The following is a 22,266-nucleotide window of genomic DNA, read 5'->3' as shown; positions in this document are numbered from 1 at the left end:
GTGACCTCCTCGCCCTCCTCTCCCCCGCCCTCCTCCCCTTCCCTGCCCTCCGTGCCCCGGCTGGTGATCGCCGCGCCCGCCTCGCGCAGCGGCAAGACCACCGTGGCCACGGGGCTGATGGCCGCGCTCACCGAGCGGGGGCTCGCCGTCTCCCCGCACAAGGTGGGGCCGGACTACATCGACCCCGGCTACCACGCGCTCGCGAGCGGGCGGGTGGGCCGGAACCTCGACGCGTACCTGTGCGGACCGGACCTGGTCGCGCCGCTGTTCGCGCACGGGGCGCGCGGCTGTGACATCGCCGTCGTCGAGGGTGTGATGGGGATGTACGACGGGGCCTCGGGGCAGGGGGAGCTGGCGTCCACCGCGCACGTGGCGAAGCTGCTGCGGGCGCCGGTGGTGCTGGTCGTGGACGCCTCCTCGCAGTCGCGGTCGGTGGCGGCGCTGGTGCACGGGTTCGCCTCCTGGGACCCCGAGGTGCGGATGGGGGGCGTGATCCTCAACAAGGTCGCCTCCGACCGGCACGAGGAGTTGCTGCGGGACGCCCTGGAGTCGACCGGTGTGCCCGTGCTGGGGGTCCTGCGGCGGGCTCCTCAGGTGGACACGCCGTCCCGGCATCTGGGGCTGGTGCCGGTCGCCGAGCGGCAGGCCGCGGCCGTGGAGGCGGTCGCGGCGATGGCCGCGCAGGTACGGGCGGGGTGCGATCTCCAGGCGCTGGTCGCGCTCGCCCGGAGCGCGGGGCCGTTGTCCTGTCCGGCGTGGGAGCCGCCCGTCGTCGCTCCCGTCGGCGGACGGCAGGTGGTCGCGGTGGCCGGCGGGCCCGCGTTCACGTTCTCCTATGCCGAGCACGCCGAACTGCTGACCGCCGCCGGTGCCGAGGTCGTCGCCTTCGATCCGCTGCGCGACGAGCAACTCCCCGAAGGGACACGGGGGTTGGTGATCGGGGGCGGATTCCCCGAGATGTACGCCGCCGAGCTGTCCGCCAACGAGCCGCTGCGCAAGGCGGTCGCCGAGCTGGCGTTCGGCGGGGCTCCGGTGGCCGCGGAGTGCGCCGGCCTGCTCTATCTGTGCCGGGAGCTGGACGGGCGGCCCATGTGCGGGGTGCTCGACGCGACGGCCCGGATGGACGAGCGGCTGACGCTCGGCTACCGGGACGCCGTGGCCGTCGGCGACAGTGTGCTCGCGCCCGCCGGGACCCGGATGCGGGCCCACGAGTTCCACCGGACGGTCGTCGAACCGGGGGCCGGGCCCGCGCCCGCCTGGGGGGTACGGACTCCCGGGCCGCGGGTCGAGGGGTTCGTCCAGCGAGGGGTGCACGCGAGCTATCTGCATACGCACTGGGCGGCCGAACCAGGTGTGGCCGGACGGTTCGTGGAGAGATGCCGGACGTCATGAGCCGTCGACCGGCCGGTGCCACGCACGGCTTCGCCTCCTGCCCCTCACTCCGCCACGCCCACCACCAGCCAGATGAAGGCCGCGCCCGCGATCGTGCAGAGCAGGGTCGAGCGGGCCGGGTGCGCGTGGTGGGCCTCGGGCAGGATCTCGGCGGCGGCGAGGTAGAGCAGGGCGCCGCCGAAGAAGCCGAGGTAGCAGCCGAGAGGGCCCTCCGGGATCGTGAACAGCAGGGTGGAGGCGGCCCCCACCACCGGGGCCGCCGCGTCCGCGAACAGCATCGCGAGCGCCCGGCGGCGGGCGTTGCCGTACAGGCTCGTGAGCGTGTAGGTGTTGAAGCCGTCCGCGAAGTCGTGGGCGATCACCGCGAGCGCGACGGCGACGCCCATGCCCTCGCCGATCTGGAAGGCCGCGCCGATCGCGACGCCGTCCATGGCGCTGTGCCCGACCATCGCGGCCGCGGCCGTCAGACCCACCTGGGGCGTACGGCCGTTGTGCTCCCCCGCCCCGTGCGCGGCCTGGCGGACGGCCAGCAGGCGCTCCACGAGGTGGGCCAGCAGGAAACCGGCGACGAACAGCAGCAGCGCGGCCGGTACGCCGAAGACCTCGTCACCGGCGGCCTCCAGTGCCTCGGGGAGCAGGTCGAGGCCGACCACGCCCAGCATCAGGCCGCCGGCCAGGCCCAGCACCAGGTGTCGGCGGTCCGTCACCCGTTGTGCCGTCCAGCCGCCGACCAGCGTCATCACGAACGCGCCGAGTGCCACGAAGACCGCCATGCGTCCTTGCTACCGGATGAGCGGGGTCTCCTGGCCGCGGCGCCCCGAGCGAGTGAGGAGCGGGGCGGGCGGGTCACGGGCGCGGGCGGGCCGTGGCCGGTGCGGTCCGCGCGCTGGGGCCGCCTCGTGTTCCCCGCGGGGCGCGGCCGTGGCTGACCGTGCGCGTGGCTCGGTCGTCGTGGGGGTGGGCGCCTCCAGGGGCGTGTCGGTCGCGGAGGTCGTCGGGCTGATCGGAAGGGCCCTGCGGGAGGCCGGTCTTCCGTCCGGAGCGGTCGCCGCGCTCGCCACCGTGGACACCAAGGCGGACGAACCCGGCGTCGTCCAGGCCGCCGTACGTCTCGGTGTCCCCCTGGTGACCTACTCGGCGCGGGAGTTGGCCGCCGTGGCGGTGCCCCACCCCTCCGACGTGCCCCTCTCCGCCGTGGGCACCCCGTCCGTCGCGGAGGCCGCCGCGCTCGTGGGCGGGGGTGAACTCCTCGTGCCCAAGCGGAAGTCGGCTCCGGCGGACGGGCGGCCGGCGGGGGTGACGTGTGCCGTCGCGTCGGCCGGTGCGGGGCGGGGCGCCTCGCCGCCGGACACCTCGCCGCCGGACGGGACGGGCGCTCCGGTGGACCCTGGTTGCGCGGGTCCCGCCGCCGGTCGGCATGATGATCATCGTGACGGCCGCCGTGACCGGGGCCCGAAGGGGTACGACGACGGTGACCGCCACCGCCCCGGCCCCCACAGCTGACTCACCGCTCGACCCGCGCCCCGCACCCCGCACACGTCCGCCGCATCCGCTTCCGCTTCCGAGGAGACATCGTGACCACCCCGCCGCCCGCCCTGCTCATCGCCGGTCATGGCACCCGGGACGATGCCGGGGCCGAGGCGTTGCGTGGCTTACTGCGTGAGCTGATGCGCCGTCACCCGGGGCTGCCCGTCGGGGGCGGCCTCGTCGAGCCGTCCGGGTCGTCGCTGGGCGGAGCCGTCGCCGAACTGGTGGAGCGGGGGGTACGGCGGTTCGTCGTGGTCCCGTTGGCGTCGGAGCCCGCCGGGCGGGCCGGGAGGGACCTGACGGCGGCGCTGGCCCTCGCCCAGGAGCGGCACCCGGGGATCGGCTACACCTGCGGCCGGCCCCCGGGCCCGCACCCGACGCTGCTGAACCTTCTGGAGCGGCGGACCGAGGAGGCACTGGGGTCGCCCACGCCCCGGATGCCGGGCGACCGGGCCGAGGTGACCGTGCTGCTCGTGGGGCACGGGTCCACCGACGCCGGGGCCAACGCCGAGGTGCACAGGGCGGCCCGGCTGCTGTGGGAGGGGCGCGGTTACGCGGGTGTGGAGACGGCGTTCGGATCGCTGGCGGCGCCGGACGTGCCGAGCGGTCTCGACCGGTGCGTGAGGCTGGGCGCGCGGCGCGTCGTCGTGCTGCCGTACTTCCCGCTCGCCGGCGGACCGGCGGACCGGGTGCGGCAGCAGACCGAGGGCTGGGCTGCCGCCCGCCCGGAGATCGAGGTACGGTCGGCCGATGTCATCGGACCGGAGCCGGAGCTGCTCGACCTGGTCGTGAAGCGGTACCGGGAGGCGCTGGAGGGCGATCCGCACATGAACCGCGTTTCCCGCGAACCCTCCGCCGGCGAAGTCCCGTCCGGCGCCGGGAGCATCACGGAGCTGCCTCGGCAGCCTCGCGTCCAGCCGGACGAGGACGGGCACCACGGCCACGATCATCACCATCGGGGACACGCGAACTCCCATGCACACTGAACCCGGCACCGAGAACGGCCACGCCCCCCGGCACGCGGGGCACGACCTCCGCCATCACGGCGACGCCGAGGTGCGCGACGACGGGGCGCGACTCGTCGACCTCGCCGTGAACGTCCGGGCCGGCACCCCGCCCGACTGGCTGCGGGAGCGGATAGCCGGGTCGCTGACCGGGCTGGCCGCCTACCCCGACGGGCGGACGGCGCGGGAGGCTGTGGCGGCCCGGCACGGGCTGCCGGCGGACCGGGTGCTGCTCACGGCGGGTGCCGCCGAGGCGTTCGTGCTGCTCGCCCGCGCCCTGAAGGTCCGTCGGCCCGTGGTCGTGCACCCGCAGTTCACGGAGCCCGAGGCCGCGCTGCGGGACGCCGGGCACGCGGTGGACCGGGTGCTGCTGCGGGCGTCGGACGGTTTCCGGCTGGACCCGGCGGCCGTGCCCGAGGACGCGGACCTGGTCGTCATCGGCAATCCGACCAACCCGACGTCGGTGCTGCACCCGGCGGCGTCCGTCGCCCGACTGGCCCGGCCCGGGCGGACCCTGGTGGTCGACGAGGCGTTCATGGACGCGGTGCCCGGGGAGCGTGAGGCGCTGGCCGGGCGGACGGACGTGCCCGGCCTCGTCGTCCTGCGCAGCCTCACCAAGACCTGGGGCCTGGCCGGCCTGCGGATCGGGTACGTCCTCGCCGCCCCCGGGACGATCGCCGAGCTGGAGCGGGCGCAGCCCCTGTGGCCGGTGTCGACGCCCGCCCTCGCGGCGGCCGAGGCGTGCGTGTCGGACCGGGCGCTCGCGGAGGCCGCCGACGCGGCCCGCCGGATCGCCGCCGACCGGGACCATCTGGTCGCCGGCCTGCGGGAGTTCGCCCCCGACGGGCTGGTCGTGGCCGAGCCGGCCGAGGGCCCGTTCGTGCTGATGCGGCTGCCCCGCGCGGCCGCCGTACGACGGCATCTGCGCAGCCTCGGCTATGCCGTCCGGCGGGGCGACACCTTCCCGGGGCTGGACGAGGAGTGGCTGCGCCTGGCGGTCCGCGACCGGGTCACGGTCAACGGTTTCCTCCAGGCGCTGGACCGGGCGATGACGCTGGCGGACCGCTGAGCGAGAGCAGGAAAGGGGCGGCCGGTGGTGGCGCCGCTCCTAGCCGACCACCCGTCCGTCGAGGACCACCCTCGACGGCGCCGCCAGGACGCGTACGTCCGTGCGAGGGTCCTCCGCGTAGACCACCAGGTCGGCGGGTGCGCCCTCGGTGAGGCCGGGGCGGGCCAGCCAGTCGCGGGCGGCCCAGGTGGTGGCCGCGAGGGCCTCGACGGGCGGGATCCCGGCGGTGACCAGTTCGGCGACCTCGGCGGCGACCAGGCCGTGGGCGAGGGAGCCGCCGGCGTCGGTGCCGACGTAGACGGGGATGCCGGCGTCGTAGGCGTCGCGGACCGTGTCGTAGCGGCGTTCGTGCAGCCGGCGCATGTGGGCGGACCAGCGCGGGAACTTGGCCTCGCCGCCGTCCGCCATGGCCGGGAACGTGGCGATGTTGACGAGGGTGGGGACGATGGCGACCCCGCGGGCGGCGAAGAGCGGGATCAGGTCCGCCGTCAGCCCCGTCGCGTGCTCGACGCAGTCGATGCCCGCCTCGACGAGGTCCCGCAGGGAGTCCTCCGCGAAGCAGTGGGCGGTGACCCGGGCGCCCAGCACGTGCGCCTCCGCGATGGCCGCCTCGACGGCCTCCCGGGGCCAGCACGCGGTCAGGTCGCCGACGCCCCGGTCGATCCAGTCCCCCACCAGCTTCACCCAGCCGTCGCCGCGCCGGGCCTCCTGGGCGACGTACGCGACGAGGTCCTCCGGCTCGATCTCGTGGGCGAAGTTCCGGATGTAGCGCCGGGTGCGGGCGATGTGACGGCCGGCCCGGATGATCTTCGGGAGGTCGTCGCGGTCGTCGATCCAGCGGGTGTCGGAGGGGGAACCCGCGTCGCGGATCAGCAGGGTGCCGGCCTCGCGGTCGGTCAGGGCCTGCTTCTCGGCGATGTCCTCGGGGACGGGGCCGTGCGCCCCGAGGCCCACGTGACAGTGGGCGTCGACCAGGCCGGGGAGCGTCCAGCCCTCGACGGTACGGACGTCCTGGGCGCCGTGCGGACGGTCGTAGGAGATGCGCCCGTCCACGACCCACAGTTCGTCGCGGACGTCCTGCGGACCGACGAGGATCCGCCCCTTCACGTGCAGCACCGCGCGATCGCTCATGCCCGCACGATAAGGCTCCCCCGGGGCGCCCTGTCGACCGCGGGTGCGTGAGCGGCCGCCGGGCGTCCTACGGGGCGCTGTCGTCCTCCTCTTCCACGTCCGCCATCGCCGGGTCCAGCAGACGCGAGAGGAAGTGGCGGGTCCGCTCGTGGCTCGGGTGGGCGATGACCTGGTCCGGGGTGCCGTCCTCGACGACGACCCCGCCGTCCATGAAGACCACCCGGTCGGCGACCTCCCGCGCGAACGTCATCTCGTGCGTCACGACCATCATGGTCATGCCCTCCCGGGCGAGCATGCGCATCACCGCCAGGACGTCCCCGACCAGCTCCGGGTCCAGGGCGGAGGTCGGCTCGTCGAAGAGCATCACCTCGGGGCCCATCGACAGCGAGCGGGCGATCGCGACCCGCTGCTGCTGGCCGCCGGAGAGCGAGGCCGGGTAGGCGTCCGCCTTCTCGGACAGGCCCACGCGCTCCAGGTTCTCGGCGGCCACCTTCGCCGCGTCGGCCTTGCCGCGCCTGAGCACCCTGCGCTGCGGCAGCGTGAGGTTCTCGGTCACCGTGAGGTGGGGGAAGAGGTTGAACTGCTGGAAGACCATGCCGATCCGGCGGCGTACCGCGTCGATGTCGACGTCGGGGTCGGTGAGTTCGGTGCCGCCGACGAAGACCTGGCCCTTCGTCGGCTCCTCCAGGAGGTTCACGCAGCGCAGGAGGGTCGACTTGCCGGAGCCCGACGGGCCGATGACGCACACCACCTCGCCGCGCCCGATCTCCAGGTCGATGCCCTTCAGTACCTCGTTGGTGCCGAACGACTTGTGCAGACCGCGTACTTCGATCTCCGCGCGCCCGCCGGGGGACGTCCCGCCGAGGGTCTTCTCGGTCATTTCACGGCCTCCTGGGCCTTGGCCTCCATACGGCGTACGACGAAGCCGAGCGGGATGGTCACCAGCAGGTAGCACAGGCCCGCGACCAGGATCGGCGTGGAGTTGGCGGTGGTACTGGCCAGGTCGCGGCCGTACTTGGACAGTTCGCGCTCCTCCAGCGTGACGCCGAGGAACAGCACGAGCGAGGAGTCCTTGAACAGGAGCACCAGTTCGTTGGTGAGCGGCGGGAGGATGATCCGGAACGCCTGCGGGATGACGATCGAGACCATCGCGCGCGCGGGTGAGAAGCCCAGCGAACGGGCCGCCTCCAGCTGCCCCTTGGGGACCGCCTGGATGCCCGCGCGGATCGTCTCCGCCATGTACGCGGCGGCCACCAGACCGAGCGCGAGGGCGACCTTGCCGTAGGTGCCGCCGGGGATCTCCGTGCCGGGGAAGGCCAGCGGGACGGCGACGCCGATGAAGATGAAGATCAGCAGGGCGGGCAGGCCCCGGAAGATCTCGATGTACACGCCGGCGAACCAGCGGTACGGGCCCACCGACGACAGCCGCATCAGCGCGACGACCATGCCGAGGACGAGCCCGAACACGAAGCCGGACAGCGTGTACAGCACGGTGTTCTTCAGCGCCAGCGTGATGACCTCGGGGAACATCTGCTCGGCGATGTCCCACTGGGCGAACTGGTTCTTCAGCCGGGCCCAGTCGGCCGACACCGCGAAGGCGACGACGGCCGCGACGAACAGCACGTACTGCGCGCCCTGGGAGAGAGCGCGCCTACGGCTCCGGCTCAGGCCCTTCTTCCGCGGCTGGAGCGGTGTGTCGGGGTCGGCCACGCTCATGAGGCGGACGGGGAGGCGGAGGCGGCGTCCTCGTCGTACGGACCGATCCACTGCTCGTACAGCTTCTTGTACGTGCCGTCGGACTTGGCCTCGGACAGCGCCTTGTTGATGGCGGCGACGAGCTTGGTGTTGCCCTTCTTCACCGTGAAGCCGTACTCCTCACCGGTGTTGATCTGCTCGGCGACCTCGAAGGCGGCGGCGTTCGCCTTGTCCTTGAGCCAGCCCTGGACGACCGGGTAGTCGATGATCACGGCGTCGACCTGCTTGGTGCGCAGGCCGTTGAGGACGGCGTCGGAGGACTCGAAGGAGACCGAGTCGATTCCCTTGCTCTTGGCGTAGTCCTCGCCCGTGGTCTGCGCCTGGGTGCCGACCTTCTTGCCCTTGAGGTCGGCGAAGGAGGCGATGCCGGCCTTCTTGTCGGCAAGGACGGCCTGGGTGGCCTCGAAGTACGGGTCGGAGAAGTCGACGTTCTTCTTGCGCTCGTCGGTGATCGTCATACCGGCCGCGGCGAGGTCGCACTGGCCGGAGTTGAGGGATCCGCCGGTCTTGAAGTTCTCGAAGGGCTGGTCGATGATGTCCTGCTTCACACCGAGGTCCTCGGCGACGAGGTCGATCAGCGACACGTCGAAGCCCTGCACCTTGCCGTCGATCTCCGACTGGAAGGGCGGGTACGGCAGGTGCGTGCAGGTCGTGAGCTGACCGGCCTTCACCAGCTCGACCCCGCCGGCCGCGGTCTTGGTGCCGCCGCTGCCGCCGTCGCCCTCCGAGCCACAGCCGGCCACGAGCAGCAGTCCGGCCGCGGCGGTGGTGGCGGCCAGGGTGCGGGTCCGGCGTCCGAGGACCGAGTTCACGGGGAGACCTCCTGTAAGGGGACTTGAGACAACCGATTATAAGGAGATGTTTGACTTCCCCAAACCAATCCGATGGGTACCGGGCCTCTTGACCTCGGATGTCGCCGGTGAGGGGGGCGAGGGTGCCGTCGGTACCCTCGACACCATCTACCCCATAGGTGAAGAGAGCACCCCGTGACACACCCGTTTCTGGATCTGGCCCCGCTGAGCGCGGCACACTTCGCGTCGATCGAGGACCGGGTGGCCCGGCTGCTCTCCACCACGCAGGACGTCGTGATCACCCAGGGCGAGGCGCTGCTGCCGCTGGAGGGCGCGATCCGCGGGGCCGCCGGGCCCGGCACGACCGCGCTGAACGTGATCACCGGCCCGTACGGGCAGACCTTCGGCGACTGGCTGCGGGACTGCGGGGCGAGCGTGATCGACCTGGCCGTCCCCTTCCACACGGCGGTCACGGCCGCGCGGATCCGGGAGGCCTTCGCCGCGCACCCGGCGATCGACTTCGTCTCACTGGTCCACGCCGAGGCGGCGACCGGGAACACCAACCCCGTGGCGGAGATCGGCGAGGTCGTCCGCGCGCAGGGCGCCCTGTTCTACCTGGACGCGGTCGCCTCCGTCGGCGCCGAGCCGGTACTGCCGGACGCGTGGGGTGTCGACCTGTGCGTCATCGGCGCACAGAAGGCCATGGGCGGGCCGGCCGGGGTGTCGGCGATCTCCGTGAGCGAGCGGGCGTGGGCGCGGATGGCGGCCAACCCGCGCGCCCCGCGCCGCTCCTACCTCTCCCTGCTGGACTGGAAGGAGCGCTGGATCGACGGCGGCCGCCGCGCGCTCCTGCACGCGCCGGCCCAGCTGGAGATGCTGGCGCTGGAGGCGTGTCTGGAGCGCGTCGAGACGGAGGGGCTCGACACGGTGATGTCCCGGCACGCGTCCGCCGCCGCGGCGACCCGGGCGGGGGCGCTCGCGCTGGGCGGCGGTCTGGAGCCGTACGTCCACGCGGCGGCCGACGCGGCGCCCGTGGCCACGACCCTGCGGGCGCCCGCAGGGGCCGACGCGGCGGAGCTGGTCGCCAAGGCGCTCGCCGCGGACCCGGCCCTGCCGCTGGCCGCGGGCGGCGGCACCCTCGCCTCGGAGATGATCCGCGTGAACCACTACGGCGCCGACGCGACCCCTCAGGTCGTGCACGCGGCCCTCGCCGGGCTGGGAGCGGCGCTGGCCGAGCACGGCGGGACGGTCGATCCGGAAGGGGCCCGCCGCGCGGCGGCGCAGGCCTGGGCGTAGCGCGGCGGACAGCTGGGCGCGAAAAGGCCCCTCTGGAATTTCCGATATCTTCCACGGGGCAATTCAGTGAATTCAGCGGGTAGAACCCCGTATTCTTCTGCCCGCTCCGCCCTTCCCTAAACGCAAAGATTTCGCGAACGCGGTGGGGCGTAATTCGAGCAGATCTCGTGAGGGTTTCACCTGTGTGACCGACTCCACAGCGCGCCCCTTTCGTACGGTAATTTCCGGACGAAAAGCATCAGATCCACCCGGGTTCGACGGAGCGCTCGCGCCCGCGTGATAACACGCGCTCGGCGCATACGTAACCCCGCAGGGCGATGCAATTCGAATTTCCGCTGGGTAAATTCAAGCCGCATGACCGCCGCACAAGCAGACCTGCACACCCAACCCCTGGAAGCCCCTCAGAAAATCGCAGAAGGGATTCGGATCGACCGCCCGAGCGTGGCGGACGGCGCTGCGCTGTGGCGCATCGCCGGGGACTCCGGAGCCCTCGACCTGAACTCCTCGTACAGCTATCTGCTGTGGTGCCGGGACTTCGCCGACACCTCGGTGGTGGCGCGGGACGACTCCGGAGAGCCGGTCGGGTTCGTGACCGGGTATGTGCGGCCCGAGCGGCCGGACACCCTGCTCGTGTGGCAGGTGGCCGTCGACGAGGCGCACCGGGGGCTCGGCCTCGCGGCGGCGCTGCTGGACGGACTGACCGAGCGGGTCGCACGACGGCACCCCCTGACCACCGTCGAGACCACCATCACGCCGGGCAACACCGCCTCCGAGCGTCTGTTCGCCGGGTTCGCCGCCCGTCATGGCGCGGACATCGAGCGCACGGTGCTGTTCGAGGCGGGGGACTTCCCGGACGGCCCGCACCCGCCCGAGATGCTCCACCGCATCGGACCGCTGTCCTTCTGAGCACCACCCGCACTCCCCCTCCCCCCTTCCTCTCCCTCCCCCCACGCACCGAGGAGCGATTCGACGTGACCATCACCCAGCCCGACCTGAGCGTCTTCGAGACCCTGGAGTCCGAGGTGCGCAGCTACTGCCGCGGCTGGCCCACCGTCTTCGACCGCGCGCAGGGCAGCCGCATGTTCGACGAGGACGGCCACACGTACCTGGACTTCTTCGCCGGCGCCGGTTCACTCAACTACGGCCACAACAACCCCGTACTCAAACGCGCGCTCATCGACTACCTGGAGCGGGACGGCGTCACCCACGGGCTCGACATGTCGACGACCGCCAAGCGGGCGTTCCTGGAGTCCTTCCAGAACCTGGTGCTGCGACCGCGCGACCTGCCGTACAAGGTGATGTTCCCGGGTCCGACGGGCACCAACGCGGTGGAGTCGGCGCTGAAGCTGGCGCGGAAGGTGAAGGGCCGGGAGTCGGTCGTGTCGTTCACGAACGCCTTCCACGGCATGTCGCTCGGCTCGCTGGCCGTGACCGGCAACGCCTTCAAGCGGGCCGGGGCGGGCATCCCGCTGGTGCACGGCACCCCGATGCCCTTCGACAACTACTTCGACGGCACGGTCGAGGACTTCCTGTGGTTCGAGCGACTGCTGGAGGACCAGGGCTCCGGGCTGAACAAGCCCGCCGCGGTGATCGTGGAGACCGTGCAGGGCGAGGGCGGCATCAACGTCGCCCGCCCGGAGTGGCTGCGGGCGCTGGCCGCGCTGTGCGAGCGGCAGGACATGCTGCTGATCGTCGACGACATCCAGATGGGCTGCGGTCGCACGGGTGCCTTCTTCTCGTTCGAGGAGTCGGGCATCACCCCCGACATCGTGACCGTCTCCAAGTCCATCAGCGGCTACGGGCTGCCGATGTCGCTGTGCCTGTTCAAGCCGGAGCTGGACATCTGGGAGCCGGGCGAGCACAACGGCACCTTCCGCGGCAACAACCCGGCGTTCGTGACGGCGACGGCCGCCCTGGAGGCGTACTGGGCGGACGGTTCCGCCATGGAGAAGCAGACCCGGGCGCGCGGTGAGCAGGTCGAGGAGGCGCTGATCTCGATCACCGAGGAGAACCTCGCCGACGTGAAGGAGTACCGGGGCCGCGGCCTGGTGTGGGGCCTGGAGTTCCACGACAAGGCCCGCGCGGGACGGGTCGCCCACCGGGCCTTCGAGCTGGGGCTGCTGATCGAGACGTCCGGCCCGGAGAGCGAGGTCGTCAAACTGCTGCCCGCTCTCACCATCACCCCCGAGGAACTGGACGAGGGGCTGCGCGTCCTCGCCCGGGCCGTGCGGGAGACGGTCTGAGACCGCACCGGACCACCCCGAGCACCTGAAGCACCTGAAGCACCTAACTAGGAGGCATCGCAACACCGTGATCGTCCGTTCGTTCAAGGACATCGAAGGAACCGACCGGCATGTGAAGTCGGCGTCCGGCACCTGGGAGAGCAAGCGGATCGTGCTCGCCCGGGAGCGGGTCGGCTTCTCCCTCCACGAGACGGTCCTGTACGCGGGGACCGAGACGTCGATGTGGTACGCGAACCACGTCGAGGCCGTCGTGTGCGTCGAGGGCGAGGCCGAGCTCACCGACCAGGAGAACGGGCGGAGTTACACGATCACGCCCGGCACCATGTACCTCCTCGACGGGCACGAGCGGCACACGCTGCGGGTGAAGGAGGACTTCCGCTGCATCTGCGTGTTCAACCCGCCCGTGACCGGCCGGGAGGACCACGACGAGAACGGCGTCTACCCGCTGCTCACCGAGCCCGAGGAGGTGTGACATCACCATGACCACGACCACCACGATGAACACTGCCACCACCCTGCCCGACCTCTACCCCAGCCGTGGGGCCACCGAGGTGTCGGTCCCGCGTCAGGACCCGGTCGTCTGGGGCTCCCCGGCCACGCCCGGCCCGGTCTCCCTCGCCGAACTCCAGGCCTACGAGCGCGACGGCTTCCTGCCCGTCGAGCAGCTCATCGCGCCGGACGAGGTCGCCGTCTACCGGCAGGAGCTGGAGCGGCTCGTCGCCGATCCCGCCATCCGCGCCGACGAGCGCTCGATCGTCGAGCCGCAGTCGCAGGAGATCCGGTCGGTCTTCGAGGTGCACCGGATCAGCGAGATCTTCGCCCGGCTCGTGCGCGACGAGCGGGTCGTCGGACGGGCCCGGCAGATCCTCGGCTCGGACGTCTACGTCCACCAGTCGCGGATCAACGTCAAGCCGGGGTTCGGTGCCTCCGGCTTCTACTGGCACTCCGACTTCGAGACCTGGCACGCCGAGGACGGTCTGCCGAACATGCGGACGGTGTCCGTCTCGATCGCCCTGACCGAGAATCACGACACCAACGGCGGCCTGATGATCATGCCGGGGTCGCACCGGACGTTCCTCGGCTGTGCGGGGGCCACCCCGAAGGACAACTACAAGAAGTCGCTGCAGATGCAGGACGCCGGCACCCCGTCCGACGAGGCGCTGACGGCCATGGCCTCGGAGTACGGCATCAAGCTGTTCACGGGCAAGGCCGGTTCGGCGACCTGGTTCGACTGCAACTGCATGCACGGCTCCGGCGACAACATCACGCCGTTCCCGCGCAGCAACGTCTTCATCGTCTTCAACAGCGTGGAGAACACGGCGGTCGAGCCGTTCTCGGCGCCGGTACGGCGGCCCGAGTTCATCGGCGCGCGAGACTTCACCCCGGTGCGCTGAGCACCGGATCCGGGCCCGTGCGGTGACCTCACCGTCACCCGGGCCGGGCCGGGCGGCCGCTGCCCCTGAGCGGCCGCCCGGCCCTTTCGCGCGTTCACAGCCAGGCCAGTGACGCCGCCCTGTCCAGCACGTTCCGGGCGGCGGCCTCGTCGCCCGTGATGCCTCTGGGGACGCCCCCCGGGGTGTGACGGCCACCGACCAGGAGGCAGAAGTCCACCGGGGCCAGGGTGAGTTCGGCCCGTACGGGACCGGTGTCGTCACCGAGGATCCAGCTGGTGCCGGTGGGGCCGGTGACCTCCAGGAGGACGGGGGCCGCGTCGTGGAGGGCCAGGCCGAGGATGCGGACGGCAAGGCGGACCAGGGACCAGAGGTGTTCGTCCGGGGGCGGGGGGACGGGGAGACCGAGCGCGCGGCCGATGTCGTCCGTGTGGATCCATGCCTCGAAGGCGCGGACCACGAAGTGGTCGGCGACCGGCAGCCGCAGGCCCATCACCGAGACGGGGCGGGCGGCGAGTTCGGGGTCGGCGGCCTCGGGGGTGGCCAGCAGCGCGGCGGCCTGTGCGGCCCAGGTGGCGACCGTCTCCTGGGGGGTGCGCCCGTGCTCGTGGGCGATGACGTCGGCGGTGCGCCGGGCCCAGGCCTCCCCGGCGGGCATCCCCTCCGGAATGTGCGAGGCGGGCAGGGGCGAGTCCAGGCCGAGGCGTACGGCGAGGTGCTCGTCGGCGGCGACGAGGTGCGCGACCGTGGCGTGCGCGTCCCAGTCGTGCACCACCGGCGTGCCCCAGCGGCCGTCCACCTCCGGTACCAGCGCCTGGAGTCCGGCCACGGCGGCGGCGTAGGGGGCGGCGTGGTGGGCGATCTCGGCGGCGCGGGGGCGGCGGGAGCGCAGGGCGGGCGCGAGGACGCCGTCGGCACCGGTGTCCGGGGCGTCGGCACCGTCACGGGCGGGGACCGGCCCGCCGTCCAGCAGGCGTACGGTGTCGCGGAGCCGTTCGGCCTCCGCCGCGCACGACTCGCAGCCGGCCAGGTGCAGGGGGACCGCCCGCCGGTCGCCGGGGGGCAGCGCGCCGACCGCCCAGGCGGCCAGCAGCTCCCGCACCCCGTCGTGGTCGTTGGTCATCGCGCGCCGCCCTTTCGCCCTGCCCCGTCCACGATACGCACGACCGGCGCGGTCCCGGCGGTCACGTACGCCCCCATCACGCGCCCCTCACCGCCGCCGGGTCCGGTGGGTCCGCGAGGGAACGGGCCAGGGTGCGCAGGGCCGAGCGGAGCCGGGTCTTCGCGGTGCCCTCGGGTATGCCCAGTTCGACGGCGGCCTGACGGTAGGTGCGGCCCGCGAAGTAGGCGAGGTGGACCACCTCCCGCTGGGGGCGCGGGAGTCCGGCGAGGGCGGTGTGCAGCAGCAGGGAGCGCTCGCGGTCGACGACCGCCTCGTCCGGGCCGGGCCGGGGGTCGGGGACGGCGTGCAGCGCGGAGTCGTCCGCGCGGGCGTCCCTGCGGTGCCGGGCCTCGTCGCGCACCCAGTCCACGGCCCGCCGGTGGGCGAGCATGGAGAGCCAGGTGCGCAGCGAGCCCCGGCGCGCGTCGAAGCCGTACGGCCTGCTCCACAGCTGGGCGAAGACCTCCTGCGCCACGTCCTCGGCGGCCGCCGGGCTGCGGGTGACCCGTGCGGCCACCCGCCGGACGAGTCCCCCGTACACCGCGTACGCCTCACGCAGCGCGGACTCGTCCCCGTACACCAGCCGCCGATGCAACTCCACATCGATGGACGGCTGTTCGAGCGTCGGCTCCACCGGCACCACCACCTCGTGAAGCCTTCCTAGCGCCCTCGCCCGGTCCCGCGCCAGTGGGTCTCGTGAACTCAGCCGGACAGGACGTCCAGGACGCGGTCGACATCCGTGGGCGTGTTGTACAGGTGGAAGGCGGCCCGCAGATGGCCCGCGCGATCGGAGACCTCGACGCCCGCGTGGCTCAGTTCCGCCTGCCGGTGGCCGAGTCCGGGCACCGAGACGATCGCCGATCCGGGCGCCGGAACGGGCTCGTGGCCGAGGCCGGCCACGCCCGCGCGGAACCGGTCGGCCAGCGCCAGGTCGTGGTCCCGCACGCGCGAGACGCCCAGTTCCTCGATCAGCGCCAGAGACCGGCGTGCGCCGGCGTACGAGAACAGGCTCGGGCTCTCGTCGAACCGGCGGGCGGAGCGGGCGAGTTCCTCGACCGGGCCGTAGCAGCTGTCCCACGGTTCCTGTCCCGCGACCCAGCCGGCGAAGAGGGGGGTCAGGCCGCCGAGGTCCTCCGGAACGACCAGGAAGGTCACTCCGCGCGGGCAGAGGAGCCATTTGAAGGCGACGGAGACGACGTAGTCGTACGCGTCCGCCTCGATCGGGAGCCAGCCGGCGGACTGCGACGCGTCGACGTACGTACGCGCGCCGTGGGTCAGCGCGGCCTCCCGGATCGCGGCCAGGTCGGCGATCCGGCCGTCGGCGGACTGGGCGGCGCTGACCGCGACGAGCGCCGTGCCGGGGCGCACCGACTCGGCGACGCGCTCCAGCGGGACCTGGCGCACCTTGAGGTCGCCGCGCACGTGGAAGGGGTTCACGAGGGAGGTGAAGTCGGACTCGGCGGTCAGCACCTCGGCGCCCTCGGGCAGCGAGGCGGCGACCAGTCCGCTGTAGACGGCGACCGAGGCGCCGGCCGCCACACGGCTGTCCGGCACCCCGACGATCCGCCCGAAGGCCGCCCGCGCGGCCTCCACGTCGGCGAACATGTCCTGCGGCCGCCCGGCCGCGACCGAGTCCACGCCGGCCTTCATCGCGTCGACCGTACGGGCCGGCAGCAGTCCCGTACTCGCGGTGTTCAGATAGGTGTTCTTCGGGGCGAACTCGGTCCGGACCAGGCTCTCGAAGGTCTCCATGGCTCCACTTTGGGGCCCCCGCGCATCCCACGTCCATGGAGAGGTTCTGCGCGATTTCCCCAAGCGATGCTTATGGATGGCCGCTGACCTGCGCCGCAGTCCTCACCGCGGCTACTGCGGCACGGCACATCCGTCGGGTCCGCAGGCGTCCGCGCCCCCGGCCGCGACGACCTTCAGGGGCGCGGGCCGCTTGCCCCACGCCTGCGTGAGCGCCCGCTCGAACACCTCGGCGGGCTGAGCGCCGGACACCCCGTACGTGCGGTCGAGCACGAAGAACGGCACCCCGTTCGCCCCCAGCTCCGCCGCCTCGCGCTCGTCCGCGCGGACGGCGTCGGCGTACGCGCCGGAGTCGGCGAGCACCGTGCGGACCGCGCTCTCCTCCAGCCCCGCCGCCACGGCCAGCTCGACCAGGTACTCGTCCGCGTCGGCGTACACGGACCGCTCCTCGGCGAAGTTCGCCCGGTAGAAGGCCTGGAGCAGCTCGCTCTGGCGTCCCTGCTCCTTGGCGAGGTGCAGCAGGCGGTGCATGTCGAAGGTGCTGCCGTGGTCGCGGCCCTCGGCCCGGTAGGCGAGACCCTCGGCGCCGGCCTGCTCGCGCAGGTTGTGCTCGCCGGCCTGGGCCTGTGCCTCGCTCATCCCGTACTTCTTGCTCAGCATGGTGAGGACCGGCTGGATGTCGTCCTTGGCGCGGCCCGGGTCGAGCTCGAAGGAGCGGTGCACCACCTCGACGCCGTCGCGGTGCGGGAAGGCAGCGAGCGCCTTCTCGAAGCGGGCCTTGCCCACATAGCACCAGGGGCAGGCGATGTCGCTCCAGATCTCGACGCGCATGGTGTCAGCTCTCTCCAGGTCTGCGGGCACGGAGACGGCCCCCGCCTCCACGATTGGTGAACGTTCAAGCAGCTCGGCCCATTCCCGGCCACGCCCGTCTCCGGTCACCGTGAGGGCCCGAGGAGCGCCTCAGCTGCCGTTTCTCAGGTCCTCGGGCCAGTTCGGGCGGAACTCGATCTCGTCGTAGGTGACCACGCAGCCCTCGCCCATCGGGGACTGGGTCATGAAACCGACGAGGGCGGCGCCGCTCTCGTGTTCGCCGGCGAGGGTGAAGAGGCGGACGAAGGTCCAGTGCTTGCCGTCGCGCGAGGCGTGGAAGGCGAAGGCGCGGCCGGTGCGGCTGACCCGCAGCCACACCGAACTGCCCTCCACGGTGAAGGAGTTGGCATCGTCAGAGTGGCCCCGGGTGACCACCGTGCACACGGTCGGCACGTCCGGCGAGTACTCCAGGCAGAGCTTCGCCCAGGCCCGCTCCCCCACGTGCACGTACAGCACGCCCGCGTCGAATCCGGCGCCGAAACCGACCGTGACCCGCGCGATCAGCTGGAAGTCCCCTTCCGGCGACCCCAGCAGCCGGGGCGCGTCCGATTTCGGGTCGAGCCCCTCGTCCGTGGGCGGCACGAACCGGTCCTGCCGGGCACCGGCCCACCCGGTGAGCACCCCGTCCTCATAGGACCAGTGCCCATCGGGACCGTACGTACGGAGCGGGAACGGGAGTTCGGGTATGTCGACGTCCATGGGGGGATTCTCGCAGCTCCCGGCCCACGGCAGTGGGCCTTTCGGGGGCGCGGGAAGCTGCGTGAACCACCGTGTCCGACGCTCGGCCCGGAGCGGGCCGAGCGCCTGCGCCGCTAGCGCTCCAGGCGGCCGTCGAAGCGCCGCGGCAGCCCCAGCGGGTTGTCGTCGCGCAGCTCCGGCGGGAGCAGCGCCTCGGGCGCCCCCTGGTAGGCGACCGGCCGCAGCCACCGCTCGATCGCGGTTCCGCCCACCGACGTGGACGTGGAGGTCGTCGCCGGGTAGGGCCCGCCGTGGTGCTGGGCGGCGGCCACGGCCACGCCCGTCGGCCAGCCGTTCACGAGCACGCGGCCCGCCAGCGGCGTCAGCTCGGCCAGCAGCTCCGGTCCGCGCCCGCCCTCGGCGGCCTCCTCACCGGACACGTGCACGGTCGCGGTGAGGTTGCCCGGCAGCCGGGACAGCACGGACTTGGCCTCGTCCTCGTCCGTGTAGCGCGCCACGACCGTGAGCGGCCCGAAGCACTCCTCCAGGAGCAGGTCGTGCTCGCCCTCGGCCGCCAGCTTCTCCGCGGGGACGGTCAGGAATCCGGGGCTGACGGTGTGGTCGCCGCCCGCGCCGGCGGTCACCGGCGACTCCACCTCGGGCAGTTCGGCGCGCTCGGCGACACCGGCGAGGAAGTTGTCGCGCATCCGGTGGTCCAGCAGGACGCCGGAGCCGACGTCGCTGACCGCGTCGGTGAGGGACTTGAGCAGGCGGTCACCGGCGTCACCGGCGGGCGCCAGCACCAGGCCGGGCTTCACGCAGAACTGGCCGACGCCGAGGGTCATCGACCCGGCGAGCCCGGCGCCGATCGCCTCGGCGCGCTCGGCGGCGGCGGCCTCGGTGATGAGCACGGGGTTCAGGGAGCCCAGCTCGCCGTGGAACGGGATCGGCACGGGCCGGGCGGCGGCCGCGTCGAACAGGGCCCGGCCGCCGCGTACCGAACCGGTGAAGCCGGCGGCGGTGACGAGCGGGTGCTTGACCAGCTCGACGCCCGCCTCGAAGCCGTGCACGAGGCCGAGGACGCCCTCGGGGATGCCGTGCTCGGCGGCGGCCCGGCGCAGCACGATCGCGACCAGCTCGGACAGCGCCGGGTGGTCGGGGTGGGCCTTGACGACCACCGGGCAGCCGGCGGCCAGCGCGCTCGCGGTGTCGCCGCCGGGGACGGAGAACGCGAAGGGGAAGTTGGACGCCGAGTAGACGGCGACGACGCCGAGGGGGACCTTGTAGCGGCGCAGGTCCGGGATGGGCGGGGTGGCGGTGTCGTCGGGGTGGTTGATCACCACGTCGAGGAAGGCGCCCTCGTCCACGATGTCGGCGAAGGCCCGCAGCTGGTAGCAGGTGCGGGCGAGTTCACCGGTGAGCCGGACCGGGCCGAGCGCCGTCTCGGCGTCGGCGACCTCGACGAGCTGGTCCTTGGCCGCCTGGAGCTGGTCGGCGGCGGAGCGCAGGAAGGCCGCGCGGACCGCGCGGTCGGCCAGTGAGGCCCGGGCGGCGTGCGCCGCGCGGACTGCGGCGTCCACCTCCTGGGCTGTGGCCTCCACCGCAACCTGCTCGCGCTGCTTCCCGGTTCGGGGGTCGACACTCCAGACTGGTGCTGCTGCCACCGCGGGTTCCTCCACGTATATCTGGGTCAATTCCCAGGGGTATTTCTGGGTCATTCACCAGGGTCGTTCGATATGCTGAACGCTGTCTCTGATGATGAATACTCACTCGGAGACTATTTCCCGTCCAACGAAGGGGTCAAGGGCGATGTCGGCAGTCGAGACGGGCGGCGGAGCGCAGGTCAAGTCGGCGGTGAGGACCGTTGAGCTGCTCGAATACTTCGCCGGGCGCCCCGGAATGCACTCCCTGGCGGCCGTCCAGGAAGCCGTCGGTTACCCCAAATCCAGTCTCTACATGTTGCTCCGCACCCTGGTGGAGCTGGGCTGGGTCGAGACGGACGCGACGGGCACCCGGTACGGCATCGGGGTGCGGGCACTGCTCGTGGGCACGTCCTACATCGACGGCGACGAGGTGGTGGCGCTGGCCCGGCCGACGCTGGACCGGCTGTCGGACGACACCACCGAGACGATCCACCTGGCCCGCCTCGACGGCACGAACGTCGTCTACCTGGCCACCCGGCAGTCGCAGCACTATCTGCGCCCCTTCACCCGGGTCGGCCGCCGGCTGCCCGCCCACTCCACCTCGCTCGGCAAGGCGCTGCTGGCCACGCACACCGACGAGCAGGTCCGCAAGATGCTCCCGGAGACCCTGCCCGCGCTGACCGAGCACACGATCACCGACCGGGAGCGGCTCATCGAGGAGCTGCGCCAGATCCGCGACCAGGGCTTCTCCGTGGACCGCGAGGAGAACACGCTCGGGCTGCGCTGCTTCGGCGTGGCGATCCCGTACCGCACGCCCGCCCGTGACGCCATCAGCTGCTCGGTCCCCGTGGCCCGGCTGACGCCCGCCCACGAGCAGCTGGTCAAGGACGCCCTCTTCGACGCACGGGACCGGCTGACACTGGCGACGCGGCGGCTCTGAGCCGCCCGGGCACGGCCCCGGACCCGGCCCCGGGCGCGAGCCCGGTCTCATGAGGAGTCCATGAGAACACCGGGCGGAGGGAACGCGCGATCGCGCCCGGCCGTCCTTCCGGGTGCCATGAACAAGACGATCAGACGCTCCGCGGTCTTCATCCTGCTGCTCGTGCTCGCCCTGCTGGGGAGGGCGACCTGGGTGCAGTTCTACGAAGGCACGGCGCTCGCGGACGACCAGAACAACCGGCGCAACGCGATCGAGATGTACGCGGCCCCGCTGGGGAACATCGTCGTGGCGGGCGACTCGGTCACCGGTTCGGGCCGGACGAAGGACAGCGACCTCGCGTACAAGCGCACGTACAAGGACGGCGAGCTGTACGCGGCGGTCACGGGCTACGCCTCGCAGGCCTACGCGCCGACGCAGCTGGAGGGCGTCTACAAGGACCTGCTCGACGGCACCGACCTGCGGCTGAAGACCGTGATGGACACGGTCACCGGTGAGCGGGCCGAGCCGGGCAACGTGATCACCACGATCGAACCGGCCGTGCAGAAGGCCGCGTTCGACGCCCTCGGCGACAAGTTGGGCGCGGCCGTGGCGATCGACCCGGCCACCGGGCGGATCCTCGCGGTGGTGTCGACGCCGTCGTACGACCCGTCCTCGCTCACGGACGCGGGCACCGCCGGTACGGCCTGGAAGAAGCTGAACGCAGACCCGGACAAGCCGCTGACCAACCGGGCGCTGCGCCAGCCGCTGCCGCCGGGGTCGACGTTCAAGCTGGTCGTGGCGGCCGCCGCGCTGGAGGACGGGCTGTACGCGTCGGTGGACACCAGGACCGACAGCCCGGACCCGTACACCCTGCCGGGCACGCGCACGGAGTTGTCGAACGAGAACCCGAGCGCGCCCTGCACGAACGCCACCATCCGTACGGCGCTGCAGTACTCGTGCAACAACGTCTTCGCGAGGATGGCCGTCAAGCTCGGGCAGGACAAGGTGCGGGCGATGGCCGAGAGGTTCGGCTTCGACGACAGGACGCAGGACGTGCCGGTACGGGCGTACGAGAGCGTCTACCCCTCGGACATGGACGAATCCTCCACAGCCCTGACGGGCATCGGCCAGTACGACGTCACCGCGACGCCGCTGCAGATGGCGATGGTGTCGGCGGCGATCGCGAACGGCGGCGAGCTGGTCTCGCCGCACATGGTGGCCCAGATCACCGACGGCGGTGGCGACGTCCTGGAGGACTACGACGCCGACGCGGACACGAAGGAGATCATGAGCGCCGACACCGCGGAGCAGTTGCAGTCGGCGATGCGGACGGTCGTCGAGGACGGCACGGGCACGAACGCGCGGATCAGCGGGGCGAGGGTGGGCGGCAAGACCGGTACGGCCCAGCACGGCGAGAACAACAGCAAGACGCCGTACGCCTGGTTCACGTCGTACGCGAAGGCCGACGGCAAGGAGGTCGCCGTCGCGGTCGTGGTGGAGCAGTCGAACGCGGCCCGGTCGGAGGTCAGCGGCAACGGGCTGGCGGCGCCGGTGGCCAAGGCGGTCATGGAGGCCGCGCTGAAGAACTGAGGCACCCCTGAACCATCCGAAAAGGAGGGCCGCCCTCACTCCCCCCGGAGAGCGGC

22 protein-coding genes are annotated in these 22,266 nt (G+C 72.5%); 11 read left to right on the top strand and 11 right to left on the bottom strand.

Annotated elements, in window-relative coordinates; translation table 11 throughout:
* The gene (locus STRBO_RS0113980) at positions 1 to 1,392 is read left to right on the top strand and encodes a cobyrinic acid a,c-diamide synthase CobB (RefSeq protein ID WP_005477708.1); all 1,392 of its coding nucleotides are present in this window, start codon (positions 1 to 3) and stop codon (positions 1,390 to 1,392) included.
* A gap of 44 nt (positions 1,393 to 1,436) precedes the next feature.
* Here STRBO_RS0113980 and STRBO_RS0113975 read toward each other — a convergent pair whose 3' ends face one another.
* Positions 1,437 to 2,165, bottom strand: a complete 729-nt coding sequence (locus STRBO_RS0113975; protein ID WP_005477710.1) for a ZIP family metal transporter — start codon at positions 2,163 to 2,165, stop codon at positions 1,437 to 1,439.
* Positions 2,166 to 2,313: 148 nt separating this feature from the next.
* On the opposite strand from STRBO_RS0113975, the gene STRBO_RS45900 reads away from it, so the two are divergent.
* From STRBO_RS45900 to cobC, 3 genes are all read left to right on the top strand, one after another.
* Positions 2,314 to 2,895 carry a cobalamin biosynthesis protein gene (locus tag STRBO_RS45900; protein WP_005477714.1) on the top strand — a complete coding sequence of 194 codons (582 nt, stop codon included), beginning with the start codon at positions 2,314 to 2,316 and terminating at the stop codon, positions 2,893 to 2,895.
* Between the two features lie 71 nt (positions 2,896 to 2,966).
* A complete protein-coding gene (locus STRBO_RS0113965) occupies positions 2,967 to 3,905 on the top strand; it encodes a sirohydrochlorin chelatase (RefSeq protein ID WP_005477716.1) in 939 nt (312 codons plus the stop codon).
* Positions 3,895 to 4,992, top strand: a complete 1,098-nt coding sequence (cobC, locus tag STRBO_RS0113960; RefSeq protein WP_005477717.1) for an Rv2231c family histidinol phosphate aminotransferase CobC — start codon at positions 3,895 to 3,897, stop codon at positions 4,990 to 4,992. The genes STRBO_RS0113965 and cobC overlap by 11 nt, the downstream gene beginning before the upstream one ends.
* 39 nt (positions 4,993 to 5,031) lie before the next feature.
* On the opposite strand, the gene STRBO_RS0113955 is transcribed toward cobC, so the two are convergent.
* The 4 genes from STRBO_RS0113955 to STRBO_RS0113940 form a co-directional block, all read right to left on the bottom strand.
* Positions 5,032 to 6,123, bottom strand: coding sequence for an amidohydrolase family protein (locus tag STRBO_RS0113955; RefSeq protein ID WP_005477719.1), 1,092 nt, complete (start codon positions 6,121 to 6,123; stop codon positions 5,032 to 5,034).
* A gap of 67 nt (positions 6,124 to 6,190) precedes the next feature.
* Positions 6,191 to 7,003, bottom strand: a complete 813-nt coding sequence (locus tag STRBO_RS0113950; protein WP_005477721.1) for an amino acid ABC transporter ATP-binding protein — start codon at positions 7,001 to 7,003, stop codon at positions 6,191 to 6,193.
* Positions 7,000 to 7,839: an amino acid ABC transporter permease gene (locus tag STRBO_RS0113945; RefSeq protein ID WP_005477723.1), complete on the bottom strand. Its 840-nt coding sequence runs from the start codon at positions 7,837 to 7,839 to the stop codon at positions 7,000 to 7,002. Before STRBO_RS0113945 ends, STRBO_RS0113950 begins: the two co-directional genes overlap by 4 nt.
* Positions 7,836 to 8,690 carry a transporter substrate-binding domain-containing protein gene (locus STRBO_RS0113940; RefSeq protein WP_005477725.1) on the bottom strand — a complete coding sequence of 285 codons (855 nt, stop codon included), beginning with the start codon at positions 8,688 to 8,690 and terminating at the stop codon, positions 7,836 to 7,838. The genes STRBO_RS0113945 and STRBO_RS0113940 overlap by 4 nt, the downstream gene beginning before the upstream one ends.
* Before the next feature lie 174 nt (positions 8,691 to 8,864).
* On the opposite strand from STRBO_RS0113940, the gene STRBO_RS0113935 reads away from it, so the two are divergent.
* The 5 genes from STRBO_RS0113935 (at position 8,865) to thpD (ending at position 13,602) form a co-directional block, all read left to right on the top strand.
* Positions 8,865 to 9,965 carry a pyridoxal-phosphate-dependent aminotransferase family protein gene (locus STRBO_RS0113935; RefSeq protein ID WP_005477727.1) on the top strand — a complete coding sequence of 367 codons (1,101 nt, stop codon included), beginning with the start codon at positions 8,865 to 8,867 and terminating at the stop codon, positions 9,963 to 9,965.
* 354 nt (positions 9,966 to 10,319) lie between these two features.
* Positions 10,320 to 10,871 carry a diaminobutyrate acetyltransferase gene (ectA, locus tag STRBO_RS0113930; protein WP_237547314.1) on the top strand — a complete coding sequence of 184 codons (552 nt, stop codon included), beginning with the start codon at positions 10,320 to 10,322 and terminating at the stop codon, positions 10,869 to 10,871.
* Between the two features lie 65 nt (positions 10,872 to 10,936).
* On the top strand, positions 10,937 to 12,208 hold the full coding sequence (gene ectB / locus STRBO_RS0113925) for a diaminobutyrate--2-oxoglutarate transaminase (protein WP_005477730.1): 1,272 nt from the start codon (positions 10,937 to 10,939) through the stop codon (positions 12,206 to 12,208).
* A 67-nt stretch (positions 12,209 to 12,275) separates the two neighbouring features.
* Positions 12,276 to 12,680, top strand: coding sequence for an ectoine synthase (locus STRBO_RS0113920; RefSeq protein WP_005477732.1), 405 nt, complete (start codon positions 12,276 to 12,278; stop codon positions 12,678 to 12,680).
* A 7-nt stretch (positions 12,681 to 12,687) separates the two neighbouring features.
* The gene (gene thpD, locus STRBO_RS0113915) at positions 12,688 to 13,602 is read left to right on the top strand and encodes an ectoine hydroxylase (RefSeq protein WP_005477733.1); all 915 of its coding nucleotides are present in this window, start codon (positions 12,688 to 12,690) and stop codon (positions 13,600 to 13,602) included.
* 94 nt (positions 13,603 to 13,696) lie between these two features.
* Here the strand turns inward: thpD and STRBO_RS0113910 are convergent, their stop codons facing one another.
* From STRBO_RS0113910 to STRBO_RS0113885, 6 genes are all read right to left on the bottom strand, one after another.
* A complete protein-coding gene (locus STRBO_RS0113910) occupies positions 13,697 to 14,722 on the bottom strand; it encodes a maleylpyruvate isomerase family mycothiol-dependent enzyme (protein ID WP_005477735.1) in 1,026 nt (341 codons plus the stop codon).
* 76 nt (positions 14,723 to 14,798) lie between these two features.
* Positions 14,799 to 15,407: an RNA polymerase sigma factor gene (locus tag STRBO_RS0113905; protein WP_005477737.1), complete on the bottom strand. Its 609-nt coding sequence runs from the start codon at positions 15,405 to 15,407 to the stop codon at positions 14,799 to 14,801.
* Positions 15,408 to 15,463: 56 nt separating this feature from the next.
* Positions 15,464 to 16,513: an aminotransferase class V-fold PLP-dependent enzyme gene (locus STRBO_RS0113900; protein ID WP_005477739.1), complete on the bottom strand. Its 1,050-nt coding sequence runs from the start codon at positions 16,511 to 16,513 to the stop codon at positions 15,464 to 15,466.
* Between the two features lie 111 nt (positions 16,514 to 16,624).
* Positions 16,625 to 17,341: a DsbA family oxidoreductase gene (locus STRBO_RS0113895; protein ID WP_020114333.1), complete on the bottom strand. Its 717-nt coding sequence runs from the start codon at positions 17,339 to 17,341 to the stop codon at positions 16,625 to 16,627.
* Between the two features lie 129 nt (positions 17,342 to 17,470).
* Complete coding sequence (locus tag STRBO_RS0113890) at positions 17,471 to 18,079, bottom strand: DUF1349 domain-containing protein (RefSeq protein WP_005477743.1); 609 nt, start codon at positions 18,077 to 18,079, stop codon at positions 17,471 to 17,473.
* Between the two features lie 113 nt (positions 18,080 to 18,192).
* Complete coding sequence (locus tag STRBO_RS0113885; protein WP_078531433.1) at positions 18,193 to 19,722, bottom strand: aldehyde dehydrogenase (NADP(+)); 1,530 nt, start codon at positions 19,720 to 19,722, stop codon at positions 18,193 to 18,195.
* Positions 19,723 to 19,867: 145 nt separating this feature from the next.
* On the opposite strand from STRBO_RS0113885, the gene STRBO_RS0113880 reads away from it, so the two are divergent.
* Together STRBO_RS0113880 and STRBO_RS0113875 are read left to right on the top strand one after the other, a co-directional pair.
* Positions 19,868 to 20,641: an IclR family transcriptional regulator gene (locus tag STRBO_RS0113880; protein ID WP_005477746.1), complete on the top strand. Its 774-nt coding sequence runs from the start codon at positions 19,868 to 19,870 to the stop codon at positions 20,639 to 20,641.
* Positions 20,642 to 20,758: 117 nt separating this feature from the next.
* Positions 20,759 to 22,210, top strand: coding sequence for a peptidoglycan D,D-transpeptidase FtsI family protein (locus STRBO_RS0113875; RefSeq protein WP_005477749.1), 1,452 nt, complete (start codon positions 20,759 to 20,761; stop codon positions 22,208 to 22,210).
* The last annotated feature ends 56 nt before the right edge of the window (positions 22,211 to 22,266 follow it).

The organism is Streptomyces bottropensis ATCC 25435, from assembly GCF_000383595.1.
GTDB classification, from domain to species: domain Bacteria; phylum Actinomycetota; class Actinomycetes; order Streptomycetales; family Streptomycetaceae; genus Streptomyces; species Streptomyces bottropensis.
Note: the sequence above shows the minus strand (reverse complement) of the source record. Positions and strands in the feature narration are given on the sequence as shown.

Excerpts from the sequence above, each read along its gene's own strand:
- STRBO_RS0113975 (WP_005477710.1), bottom strand. The coding sequence starts at position 2,165 with ATGGCGGTCTTCGTGGCACTCGGCGCGTTCGTGATGACGCTGGTCGGC.
- cobC (WP_005477717.1), top strand. The coding sequence starts at position 3,895 with ATGCACACTGAACCCGGCACCGAGAACGGCCACGCCCCCCGGCACGCG.
- STRBO_RS0113955 (WP_005477719.1), bottom strand. The coding sequence starts at position 6,123 with ATGAGCGATCGCGCGGTGCTGCACGTGAAGGGGCGGATCCTCGTCGGT.
- STRBO_RS0113950 (WP_005477721.1), bottom strand. The coding sequence starts at position 7,003 with ATGACCGAGAAGACCCTCGGCGGGACGTCCCCCGGCGGGCGCGCGGAG.
- STRBO_RS0113945 (WP_005477723.1), bottom strand. The coding sequence starts at position 7,839 with ATGAGCGTGGCCGACCCCGACACACCGCTCCAGCCGCGGAAGAAGGGC.
- ectA (WP_237547314.1), top strand. The coding sequence starts at position 10,320 with ATGACCGCCGCACAAGCAGACCTGCACACCCAACCCCTGGAAGCCCCT.
- thpD (WP_005477733.1), top strand. The coding sequence starts at position 12,688 with ATGACCACGACCACCACGATGAACACTGCCACCACCCTGCCCGACCTC.
- STRBO_RS0113910 (WP_005477735.1), bottom strand. The coding sequence starts at position 14,722 with ATGACCAACGACCACGACGGGGTGCGGGAGCTGCTGGCCGCCTGGGCG.
- STRBO_RS0113900 (WP_005477739.1), bottom strand. The coding sequence starts at position 16,513 with ATGGAGACCTTCGAGAGCCTGGTCCGGACCGAGTTCGCCCCGAAGAAC.
- STRBO_RS0113895 (WP_020114333.1), bottom strand. The coding sequence starts at position 17,341 with ATGCGCGTCGAGATCTGGAGCGACATCGCCTGCCCCTGGTGCTATGTG.
- STRBO_RS0113890 (WP_005477743.1), bottom strand. The coding sequence starts at position 18,079 with ATGGACGTCGACATACCCGAACTCCCGTTCCCGCTCCGTACGTACGGT.
- STRBO_RS0113880 (WP_005477746.1), top strand. The coding sequence starts at position 19,868 with ATGTCGGCAGTCGAGACGGGCGGCGGAGCGCAGGTCAAGTCGGCGGTG.
- STRBO_RS0113875 (WP_005477749.1), top strand. The coding sequence starts at position 20,759 with ATGAACAAGACGATCAGACGCTCCGCGGTCTTCATCCTGCTGCTCGTG.